The organism is Actibacterium sp. (assembly GCF_041584535.1).
Classification (GTDB): Bacteria; Pseudomonadota; Alphaproteobacteria; order Rhodobacterales; family Rhodobacteraceae; genus Actibacterium_D.
On record NZ_JBFHDW010000084.1, the window covers coordinates 1 to 9,251 of the forward strand.

Sequence of the window (9,251 nt, forward strand, 5' to 3'; positions counted from 1 at the left end):
CCTGTTCGCGGCGCCATTTCTCGATATTGGCGTGGTGGCCGGACAGCAGGACCTCGGGGATTTCGCGCCCCTGCCAGATGGCGGGGCGGGTATATTGCGGATGCTCCAGCAGCCCGTGCGAGAACGATTCCTCTTCGGTGCTGGCCTGATTGCCCAAGACGCCGGGTAACAGCCGCACCGTGGCGTCGATCATTGCCTGAGCTGCGATCTCGCCGCCGGTCAGGACGAAATCGCCAAGGCTGACCTCTTCGATCTGGTAATGGTCCAGCACCCGCTGATCGACGCCCTCGAACCGGCCGCACAGCATGGTAAGACCGTCGGCCTTGGCCCAGCGATGCGCGGTCGCTTGGGTAAAGGGTTTGCCGCGCGGCGACAGATAGACCACCGGCCAGCGCGCCCGGTCATTCGGGGTGCCGACAGCGGCCTGATCCAGTGCCGCACTGACCACATCGGCCCGCAGCACCATGCCAGCCCCGCCGCCTGCGGGCGTGTCATCGACATTCTTGTGCCGGCCTTCGCCAAAAGGGCGCAGGTCGATGGGTTCCAGCGCCCATTGCCCGGTATCCAGCGCCTTGCCGGTCAGGGATTCGCCCAGAACCCCCGGAAAAGCGGTGGGAAACAGCGTGATGACCCGCGCGGTCCACGCGCCCTTGACGCGCGGCCGATCAGACATCAGGTCGCGCGGTTTCAGGCTGGCCGAGATCGACAGGCGACCGTGGGATTTGGGTGTGATGCTCATGCCGGGCTTTTAGCTGCTTTGCCCGGCCCGCGCCAGAACCGCCTTTTTGGCGGCCAACAGGGCGTCGGGGTCAAGGCCGCTGCGGTTCAGGGCCAGCAATTCGGTCAGCACCGCATCGCCCAGCGCAACATTCGAGCGCGGCGCCGGTTTCAGCTGTGCCCGCCGCTCGGGCGTGAGGCGCATCAGGTCCAGAATCGGTGTCGCCGGACCCAGCGGCAGGTCGGCGCAATCTTCCAGCCAGAACGCCTCGACCTTGCAGGGCGCGACCTCGGTGATGATGTCGTTGACGATTGCCGGCAGGTCGGTCGAGCCGCGATAGCGGTCGGCATAATCGTCGAAATCCAGCACCATGCGCGAGGCTTTGACATGTTCCCAATAGGCACTGCGCAGCCACGGCTCGGGCAGGCGCATCGAGAACACAAAGGTCAGGTCCAGCCGCCGCCCGAAAATCTCGGTCAGTTGCGCGGCATAGACCCGCATCAGGTCCGGCGCGGCCGAGTAATCGGCCAGCGTGTCGCGTCCGGGCAGGTGCCCGGCCAGTTCCTCGGCCGAGATCAGCAATTGCCGACGCGGCGGCAGGTCCAGCTGACGCACATAATCGCCGAACCGCAGCGCCGTCTTGGCCAGCGAGATCGGATCGCGCCATGTCGAATAGCCGCGCGCGGCGTGGATGATCGGTTTCAGCTTGGGCCGCAGACCCAGCGCCATCTGCGGATACAACAGCGGCCCGTTCAGGCGCAGGGTGTCCTGCACCGAACTGGTTCCGGTCTTGTGAAATCCGGCATGGATGACGACGCGCTGGGTCGGGGCGGCCATGATCAGTCCGGGAAAGACCCTTCGGGCGGGTCGGCGATGATGCGCCCGGCCTTCAGGTCTACGGTTGGGACAATGGCGTTGGTGAACGGCAACAGCACCGTTGATTTCAGCCCCGGTGCAAAGATTTCCAACAGGTCGGTGGCGCCGTGGTTATGGACCGCATGCACCACGCCCAGCGATTTGCCGCCGGTGTCCAGAACCTCAAGCCCGATCAGGTCGGCATGATAGAATTCGTCATCCGGCAGGTCCGGCAAAGCGTCGCGGTCGGCAAAAAGCCGGGTTCCGCGCAGCGCGTCGGCCTGTTCCTTGGTCCCGACCCCCGACAGCCGCGCCGCGAACCCGCCGTTCAGGGCGCGGGTGATCGTCAGGGTGAACTGGCGCGATCCGTCCTCGGAATAAAGCGGCGCATAATCCGCGATGGCCTCGGGGTCGGCGCAAAAGCTTTTCAGCCGCACCTCGCCGCGCACGCCGAACGCGCCGGAAATCGCCCCTACACATAGCCTGTCTTCGGTCATTCGGTCCCCCGCATCGCGGTTGCGATCCGTTCAAAATCTGCCCGAGGAATTTCGAACAAACTGCGTCGAAAAGCCATACCCCAATGCCGGGGTGAGCGGATAAAGGTTAAATCCTCTGGCATGGGTCGCACCGTCGAAATCGGTCTTGGGGGCGGAATAGACCAATTGATCGCCCGCCGCCAATTTGCGCTCCGCGCTTTCCTTGCCATGAGAAAACGCACAAAAGCCGCCCGGACGGGCGGCTTCTGCCTGTTTCATGTGGGCAACGCCGATCCGGTAACGGAGGCTCATTGCCGGTCCTTTCCGCGAAAGGCGCCGATTACTCGGCGGTTTCTTCAGCGGCAGCTTCTTCAGCCGGAGCAGCGGCAGCAGCGGCAGCGGCAGCAGCTTTTTCAGCTTTTTCATCGGCGCGTGCCTGAGCGGCTTTGCCCGGGGTGCCTTTTTTCGGGTTCGAACGCTCGGTCTTGGCGATCACACCGGCGGCTTCCAGCATACGGGCAACGCGGTCGGTGGTCTGAGCACCCTGGCCCAGCCAGTACTGAACGCGCTCGACGTCCATTTTCACGCGCTCGGCGCTGTCTTTCGGCAGCAGCGGGCTGTAGGTGCCCAGCTTTTCGATAAAGCGGCCATCGCGGGGCATACGGCTGTCAGCAGCGACGATGCGGTAATACGGGCGTTTTTTCGAGCCGCCACGGGCAAGGCGAATTTTCAGGGACATTTGGGTTCTCCTTAGGATTGGTGAAGGGCGGGGGCGCCGCCTATTTCTGGTGTTGTTCGTGGTGTTTGATGACTTCCTGAATGATGAAACTCAGGAATTTCTTGGCAAAGTCCGGATCAAGATCGGCCTGTTGGGCAAGATCTTCGAGCCGGGCAATCTGGGCCGCCTCGCGGGCGGGGTCGCTGGGGGGCAGCTCGTGTTCGGCCTTGAGCTTGCCCACGGCCTGCGTGTGCTTGAACCGCTCGCCCAGCGTATAGACGAGGATCGCGTCCAGACGGTCGATGCTTTCGCGGTGCTCTTTCAGCAAAGCGGCGGCGCGGGTCACGGGATCAGTCAATTGCAAAACCTTTCGGTTTGAACAGCGGGTCGCAATAATGACTGATCTCCAGCGCGATGCCGTCGGCGATCTGGCTGGATTTCAGGACTTCGGGGCTGGGATGACGATAGACCGCGTCATTGCCGTCGATGGTCTTGGCGTCATGGTCTTTCTTGGCGCCCAGACGTTCGGCAAGCCGGATACTGTCAAGGTTCTTGGGGTCCAGATAGCTGACCGCACCTTCCCAGCCGCATACGCTGTAGAAATACTTGCGCACCGCGTCCGTGGCTTCCAGCGCGTAACCGTGGCCGCCTTTATCGGGCCAGATGATCCATGCGATTTCACGCTCGGGCCAGCCTGCGGGTTGCCAGCCACCGGCCATGCCATAGGTTTCCTCGGTGATCTTGTCGTGGATCATCCACATGCCAAAGCCACGGATTTTCCAATGGCCGATCTCGGCCGCATACAACATCCACGCCTCGTATTTGTTCAGCGGGCCGCCCATGAACCGCGAACGGTAGGACGAGAACGTCGCTTTGAAATCCGGATAGTCCTCGGGCTCGGGGCCACGCAGGACCAGACGCTGAGTTTCCAGAACGGGGATGTCGGATTTAAGCATTGTCGTTGTCTCTTACTTCTTCTTGCCCAGACCGCTCAGGCCGGAGGGCAGACCGCCACCCAGACCGGGCAGGCCGCCGGGCAAACCGCCCTTGCCGCCGACACCCATCTGCTTGGCTGCTGCTTCCAGCGCTTTGGGGTCCATCTGGCTGGGGTCCATGCCGCCGGGCAGACCGCCTTCGCCGAACATGCCTTTCATGGCCTGTTTCAGCATGCCGCCTTTGCCCATCTTCCCCATCTTCTTCATCATGTCCGCCATCTGGCGCTGCATTTTCAGCAGTTTGTTCAACTCGCTGACCTCAAGACCGGCACCGGTGGCGATGCGTTTCTTGCGGCTGGCTTGCAGCAGCGCGGGGTTGGCGCGCTCTTTCTTGGTCATCGACTGGATCAGCGCGATCTGGCGCATGAGGATGCTGTCGTCGAACCCGGCATCCTGCACCTGTTTGGCCATCTTGCCCATGCCGGGCATCATGCCCATCACGCCTTCCATGCCGCCCATCTTCAGCATCTGTTCAAGCTGCATCTTCAGGTCGTTCATGTTGAACTGACCCTTCTGAAAGCGCTTCATCATCCGCTCGGCCTGTTCGGCCTCGATGGTTTCCTGCGCCTTCTCGACCAGCGAAACGATGTCGCCCATGCCCAGAATGCGGCCCGCGATCCGTTCCGGGTGGAACTCTTCGATCGCGTCCATCTTTTCGCCAAGCCCGACAAAGCGGATCGGCTTGCCGGTCACAGCGCGCATCGACAGGGCCGCACCGCCGCGGCCGTCGCCATCCATCCGGGTCAGCACGACGCCGGAAATGCCGATCTGGCCGTCGAATTGTTCAGCGACGTTGACCGCGTCCTGACCGGTCAGGCCATCGACCACCAGCAGGGTCTCGCGCGGGCTGACGGCGTTGCGGACGTCCTCGACCTCTTGCATCAGCACATCGTCGATATGCAGACGGCCGGCGGTGTCTAGCATGTAAACGTCATAGCCGCCCAGCATCGCCTGTTGCTTGGCGCGCTTGGCGATATCGACCGGTTTTTGCCCCGGAACGATCGGCAGGGTATCGACGCCGATCTGGCGGCCCAGCACGGCAAGCTGTTCCTGCGCAGCCGGGCGATACACGTCAAGCGAGGCCATCAGCACCCGCTTGCCGTTCTTGTCTTTCAGGCGCTTGGCCAGCTTGGCGGTGGTCGTCGTCTTACCCGAGCCCTGAAGGCCGACCATCAGGATCGGCGCGGGCGGGTTGTCGATCTTCAGCGCGCCGGGATCTTCGGCGCCGGTCAGCGTATCGACCAGCGCATCATGCACGATCTTGACGACCTGCTGGCCCGGCGTAACCGATTTGGTCACGGCCTGACCGGTGGCCTTGTCCTGAACCGCCTTGACGAAATCGCGGGCCACCGGCAGCGAGACGTCCGCCTCAAGCAGGGCAACGCGCACTTCGCGCAGCGCGGTTTTGACGTCATCCTCGGACAGGGCGCCCTGTTTGGTGAGCCGGTCAAAGACGCCAGACAGGCGTTCGGATAGATTTTCAAACATGCCTGGCCCTCCAAAGACCGTTAACCCTTGTCCGTCCCAAATAGGCGCGGACGCTCAAAACGCCAATGTCCCCCGTGGGCGCAACGCGCTGACGGGGGGCGATCCTTGCAAAGCCAAGGACCGGAAGTTTGGCCACTTCCGGAAATCTCGGGCGGTTTAGGCCGCGCAGGCAGGGGAGTCAAGCAAAACGCTCATCGGTCCGGGTGGCCCGATGAGCGCTTTGGATCAGGCGGCCAGTTGTTCCACGGCCAGATGGGCGGCGGTCAGCGACGCGTCGCGGCCGAACACCATCGCATCAGCGGCCACGAATTGCACATCGGTGATGCCGATAAAGCCCAGCAAGTGCTTCAGATAGGGCGTGGCAAAGTCGATCTCGGACCCCAGCTTGGTGCCATCCGAGGTCATCACCACGATCGCGCGGGTGTTTTCGATCAGGCCAACCGGGCCTTGTTCGGTATATTTAAAGGTCACACCGTTGCGCGCCAGCTGGTCAAGCCACGCCTTCAGCTGCGCCGGCATGTTGAAGTTATAGATCGGCAGGCCAATCACCAGCGTGTCGGCGGCGCGCAGTTCATCAATCAGCGTATCCGACAGGCCCGCGATCGCGGCCTGTTCGGGGCTGCGATCGGCGGCATCGGTGAACACCGCGCCCAGCCAATCGCCATTGATCATCGGCGCGGGCAGGGCGGCAAGGTCGCGGACAACGACGCTGGCATTGGGGGATTGGCTGACGAGGCGTTCGATCACCTTGTCGGTCAGTTGACGCGACACCGAAGCGCCGCCTTTGATCGAGCTGTCGATGCGAAGAATGGATTGGGTCATTGGGTGGCTCCTGCCATTTGAATGTCTGTCCCGACCAAGATGATCCTTGCGACAGCGAACACAATTGGCGATATTGAACATCTGTTGTGATCTGGTGCACATAAGATGGATATTGAAAACTGGGACGAAGTGCGCACGGCCTATCAGGTTGCGCGTCTGGGAACGGTCAGCGGCGCAGCCGAGGTTCTGGGCGTGCATCACGCCACGGTCATTCGCCATATCGACGCGCTTGAAGGGCGGCTGGGCGTCAAGCTGTTCCAGCGTCACGCGCGCGGCTATACCCCGACCGAGGCCGGAAAAGACCTGTTGCAGGTCGCGCAGGCCACCGCCGACCAGTTCGAGCAACTGGCCGGGCGCCTGCATGGCCACGGCGCGGCAGTGACCGGCGAACTGGTTATCACCGCGATTGATGGTTTGGCCTCGTTCTTCATGCCGGTCATCTCTGCGTTTCAGGCCCAGCATTGCGACCTGCGGGTGCGGATCATCAGTGACACGCGGGTGTTCCGGCTGGAATATGGCGAGGCGCATGTGGCGATCCGCGCCGGGCGGCGGCCGGAAGACCCTGACAATATCGTTCAGCCTTTGGCGCGGGTGCAGACCGCGCTGTTCGCGCATGAAAGCTATATTCAGAAATTCGGCATGCCCAGCGGCCCCGAAGATTTCGCCCAGCACCGCTTTGTCGGGCCGCAGGACGAAGGCCACCGCGCCAATTTCTATCGATGGCAACAGGCCAATGTCCCGGCCGAGTCGATCCGGCTCAGGGTCTCGGACAACCGCGATGGCGCGATTGCCGTCGCCTATGGAGGCGGGATCGGGTTTGTCACGCTGTGGTTGGCGGCGCAGTATGACGGGATGGTGCAGGTCATGCCTCCGCGCCCCGAATGGGAAACCGAGCTGTGGCTGGTCACCCATGTCGATCTGCATCGCACCGCCAAGGTTCAGACCTTTACCGCCGCCTTGAAAGAGGCCGCGAAAACATGGTTTTGACGCATTGGTCGCCCGCCGCGCGCGGGCATCTGGCAATGCTGACCTTTTCAGCGCTGGTGGCCGGGTCGTTCAGCTTTGGCAGCATGATCGCCAACAAGATCGACCCCGTGGCGCTGATGACGGCGCGGTTCATGATTGCCGGATCGCTGATCGGCGCGGCGGCGGCGCTGACGCGCGGGTTCCGCCGCAGCTATTTCGCGGCACCGTGGCGCTATCTGGTGCTGGCGGTGCTGTTCGCGCTGTATTTCGTGCTGATGTTCGAAGGGCTGAAGACCGCGCCGCCGGTATCCTCGGCGGCGGTGTTCACCCTGACCCCGATCATGTCGGCGCTGTTCGGCTGGGCCTTCATGCGGCAGAAGACCACCCCGCGCATGGCGCTGGCGCTGGCCGTGGGCGCGGTGGGGGCGCTGTGGGTGATTTTCCGGGCCGATCTGTCGGCGGCTTTGGCCTTTGACGTCGGGCGGGGCGAGGCGGTCTATTTCGTCGGCTGTGTCTTTCACGCCGCCTATACGCCGCTGTTGAAAAAGCTGAACCGGGGCGAACCGGCGTTGTTTTTCAATTTCGCGGTGATCGTGGCGATGATCCTGCTGCTGTGCGCCTATGGCTGGGGCGATATTGCGGCGACCGACTGGGCCGGGCTGACCACCAAGGACTGGTCGATCGTGTTCTATCTGGCAATCTTTGCCAGCGCCTTTACCTTTGTGCTGATCCGGTTCTCGTCGCAACACCTGCCCGCGGCCAAGGTCATGGCCTATACCTATCTGACGCCCAGCTGGGTGATCGGATGGGAGATTATCTTAGGCAACGGCGTGCCGCGCGGCCTGATCTTGGTCGGGGTGGCGATGACGATTGTCGCGCTGTGGATGCTGCTGAAGGACGAGAGCTAGGCCTCGGCCTCGGGCATCTCGCCCAGCTCGGCGGCGAGGAATTTCTCGAACGCATCCAGATTGACCGCCTCGAACTGGCCAAAGCTTTGCATCCAGACCGAGGCATCGCGCAAGGCGTCCGGCTCAAGCTTGCACCATTTCACCCGCCCGCGCTTTTCCTGACTGATCAGCCGCGCCCGGGTCAGGATCGTCAGGTGTTTCGAGATCGCCGCAAGCGACATCTCGAACGGTTCGGCGACATCGGTGACAGCCATGTCATCTTCCAGCAGCATCTCAAGGATCTGCCGGCGGGTCGGATCGGCAAGCGCCGCGAAGATGATGTCGAGCTGGGCCATGAGGCGAAACTGTATCCACATGTGACGCAAAGGAAAAGCCCGCAACAATTGACAGTGCCGCCCGCGCCGGACCAGCAATAGGCACGTTTGGAAAAGGTGTGGTCATGCCGGTGCGATATTGGGTTCTGATCTTTCTGTTGGGTATCGGCTGGGGGTCATCGTTCTTTTTCAACGCCATCCTGCTGCGCGAATTGGGGCCGCTTTCGGTGTCGATGTGCCGGGTGGCGCTGGGCGCGCTGGGCTGTTGGGCCTATCTGGCGGCGGTCGGAGGCTTTGTGCCCGTGACCCGGCGGCTGTTGGCCCAGTTCCTGTTTCTGGGTTTCGTGTTCTTTGGCGCGCCTTTCGCGATCTATCCGTTGGCGCAGGAACATATTGGCAGCGGTGCCGCCGGGATCATCAATGCGCTGACGCCGGTGATGGTGGTGCTTGTGTCGCATGTCTGGCCGGGCGGCGAGCGCGCGACCTTTGCCAAGTCGCTGGGCGTGCTGGGCGGCTTTGCCGGGATCGTGCTGCTGGCCATTCCGGCGCTCAGGGCCGGGGGCGGGGCCGAACTGTGGGCGATCCTGTTCGCCATGTTGGCCCCGGTCAGCTATGCGATCGCGATGAACTTTACCCGGTCGATCAAGGGCGTGCCTCCGGCGGCGATGACCGCATGGGGGCTGACGATGGCGACGCTGGTGATCGCGCCGCTGGCGCTGTGGCGTGAAGGCGTGCCGCAGATCACCTTGCCTGAAACATGGGCGGCGCTGGGGATGATCGGGCTGGTGATGACCTCGGCCTCGTTCATCGTGTTGTATTGGCTGCTGCCCAAGGTCGGCGCCACCGCCAGTTCGACCGTGACCTTTGTTGCGCCGATCTCGGCGGTGCTGTTGGGGGTGCTGGTGCTGAACGAAGACCTGCACCTGGCGCAGGTTCTGGGCATGCTGACGATCTTTGCCGGGCTGCTGGCGATCGACGGGCGACTGATCAA

13 protein-coding genes are annotated in these 9,251 nt (G+C 62.9%); 3 read left to right on the plus strand and 10 right to left on the minus strand.

The annotated features are described in order from the left end of the window. The 9 genes from trmD to ABYW26_RS06065 form a co-directional block, all read right to left on the minus strand. The coding region (gene trmD / locus ABYW26_RS06025) for a tRNA (guanosine(37)-N1)-methyltransferase TrmD (protein ID WP_372603887.1) at window positions 1-739 on the minus strand (739 nt) is incomplete at its 3' end. 9 nt (window positions 740-748) lie between these two features. Then, window positions 749-1,555 carry a hypothetical protein gene (locus ABYW26_RS06030; RefSeq protein ID WP_372603888.1) on the minus strand — a complete coding sequence of 269 codons (807 nt, stop codon included), beginning with the start codon at window positions 1,553-1,555 and terminating at the stop codon, window positions 749-751. A 2-nt stretch (window positions 1,556-1,557) separates the two neighbouring features. After that, window positions 1,558-2,070, minus strand: a complete 513-nt coding sequence (rimM, locus tag ABYW26_RS06035) for a ribosome maturation factor RimM (RefSeq protein ID WP_372603889.1) — start codon at window positions 2,068-2,070, stop codon at window positions 1,558-1,560. 30 nt (window positions 2,071-2,100) lie between these two features. After that, window positions 2,101-2,475 carry a hypothetical protein gene (locus ABYW26_RS06040; protein WP_372603890.1) on the minus strand — a complete coding sequence of 125 codons (375 nt, stop codon included), beginning with the start codon at window positions 2,473-2,475 and terminating at the stop codon, window positions 2,101-2,103. Then, entirely contained in the window at window positions 2,390-2,788 is a 399-nt protein-coding gene (gene rpsP, locus ABYW26_RS06045) for a 30S ribosomal protein S16 (RefSeq protein WP_372603891.1), read from the minus strand. Before rpsP ends, ABYW26_RS06040 begins: the two co-directional genes overlap by 86 nt. A 40-nt stretch (window positions 2,789-2,828) precedes the next feature. After that, window positions 2,829-3,125, minus strand: coding sequence for a chorismate mutase (locus ABYW26_RS06050; protein ID WP_372603892.1), 297 nt, complete (start codon window positions 3,123-3,125; stop codon window positions 2,829-2,831). Then, entirely contained in the window at window positions 3,118-3,723 is a 606-nt protein-coding gene (locus ABYW26_RS06055; RefSeq protein WP_372603893.1) for a GNAT family N-acetyltransferase, read from the minus strand. The genes ABYW26_RS06050 and ABYW26_RS06055 overlap by 8 nt, the downstream gene beginning before the upstream one ends. 12 nt (window positions 3,724-3,735) lie before the next feature. Then, window positions 3,736-5,250 carry a signal recognition particle protein gene (gene ffh / locus ABYW26_RS06060; protein WP_372603894.1) on the minus strand — a complete coding sequence of 505 codons (1,515 nt, stop codon included), beginning with the start codon at window positions 5,248-5,250 and terminating at the stop codon, window positions 3,736-3,738. A gap of 225 nt (window positions 5,251-5,475) precedes the next feature. Further along, a complete protein-coding gene (locus tag ABYW26_RS06065; protein WP_372603895.1) occupies window positions 5,476-6,072 on the minus strand; it encodes an FMN-dependent NADH-azoreductase in 597 nt (198 codons plus the stop codon). 111 nt (window positions 6,073-6,183) lie between these two features. Between ABYW26_RS06065 and ABYW26_RS06070 the strand changes: the two genes are divergently transcribed. Next, entirely contained in the window at window positions 6,184-7,059 is an 876-nt protein-coding gene (locus ABYW26_RS06070) for a LysR family transcriptional regulator (RefSeq protein WP_372603899.1), read from the plus strand. Then, complete coding sequence (locus ABYW26_RS06075) at window positions 7,050-7,946, plus strand: DMT family transporter (RefSeq protein ID WP_372603896.1); 897 nt, start codon at window positions 7,050-7,052, stop codon at window positions 7,944-7,946. Before ABYW26_RS06070 ends, ABYW26_RS06075 begins: the two co-directional genes overlap by 10 nt. Here ABYW26_RS06075 and ABYW26_RS06080 read toward each other — a convergent pair. Beyond that, a complete protein-coding gene (locus tag ABYW26_RS06080) occupies window positions 7,943-8,281 on the minus strand; it encodes an ArsR/SmtB family transcription factor (RefSeq protein WP_372603897.1) in 339 nt (112 codons plus the stop codon). The genes ABYW26_RS06075 and ABYW26_RS06080 overlap by 4 nt on opposite strands. A gap of 104 nt (window positions 8,282-8,385) precedes the next feature. On the opposite strand from ABYW26_RS06080, the gene ABYW26_RS06085 reads away from it, so the two are divergent. Next, on the plus strand, window positions 8,386-9,251 hold an 866-nt coding region (locus tag ABYW26_RS06085; RefSeq protein ID WP_372603898.1), incomplete at its 3' end, for a DMT family transporter.

What these genes read in the sequence shown, in the direction of transcription:
- ABYW26_RS06055 (WP_372603893.1), bottom strand. Translation starts at nt 3,723, where the DNA reads ATGCTTAAATCCGACATCCCCGTTCTGGAAACTCAGCGTCTGGTCCTG.
- ABYW26_RS06030 (WP_372603888.1), bottom strand. Translation starts at nt 1,555, where the DNA reads ATGGCCGCCCCGACCCAGCGCGTCGTCATCCATGCCGGATTTCACAAG.
- ABYW26_RS06080 (WP_372603897.1), bottom strand. Translation starts at nt 8,281, where the DNA reads ATGGCCCAGCTCGACATCATCTTCGCGGCGCTTGCCGATCCGACCCGC.
- ABYW26_RS06075 (WP_372603896.1), top strand. Translation starts at nt 7,050, where the DNA reads ATGGTTTTGACGCATTGGTCGCCCGCCGCGCGCGGGCATCTGGCAATG.
- rimM (WP_372603889.1), bottom strand. Translation starts at nt 2,070, where the DNA reads ATGACCGAAGACAGGCTATGTGTAGGGGCGATTTCCGGCGCGTTCGGC.
- ffh (WP_372603894.1), bottom strand. Translation starts at nt 5,250, where the DNA reads ATGTTTGAAAATCTATCCGAACGCCTGTCTGGCGTCTTTGACCGGCTC.
- ABYW26_RS06040 (WP_372603890.1), bottom strand. Translation starts at nt 2,475, where the DNA reads ATGAAAAAGCTGAAAAAGCTGCTGCCGCTGCCGCTGCTGCCGCTGCTC.
- ABYW26_RS06065 (WP_372603895.1), bottom strand. Translation starts at nt 6,072, where the DNA reads ATGACCCAATCCATTCTTCGCATCGACAGCTCGATCAAAGGCGGCGCT.
- rpsP (WP_372603891.1), bottom strand. Translation starts at nt 2,788, where the DNA reads ATGTCCCTGAAAATTCGCCTTGCCCGTGGCGGCTCGAAAAAACGCCCG.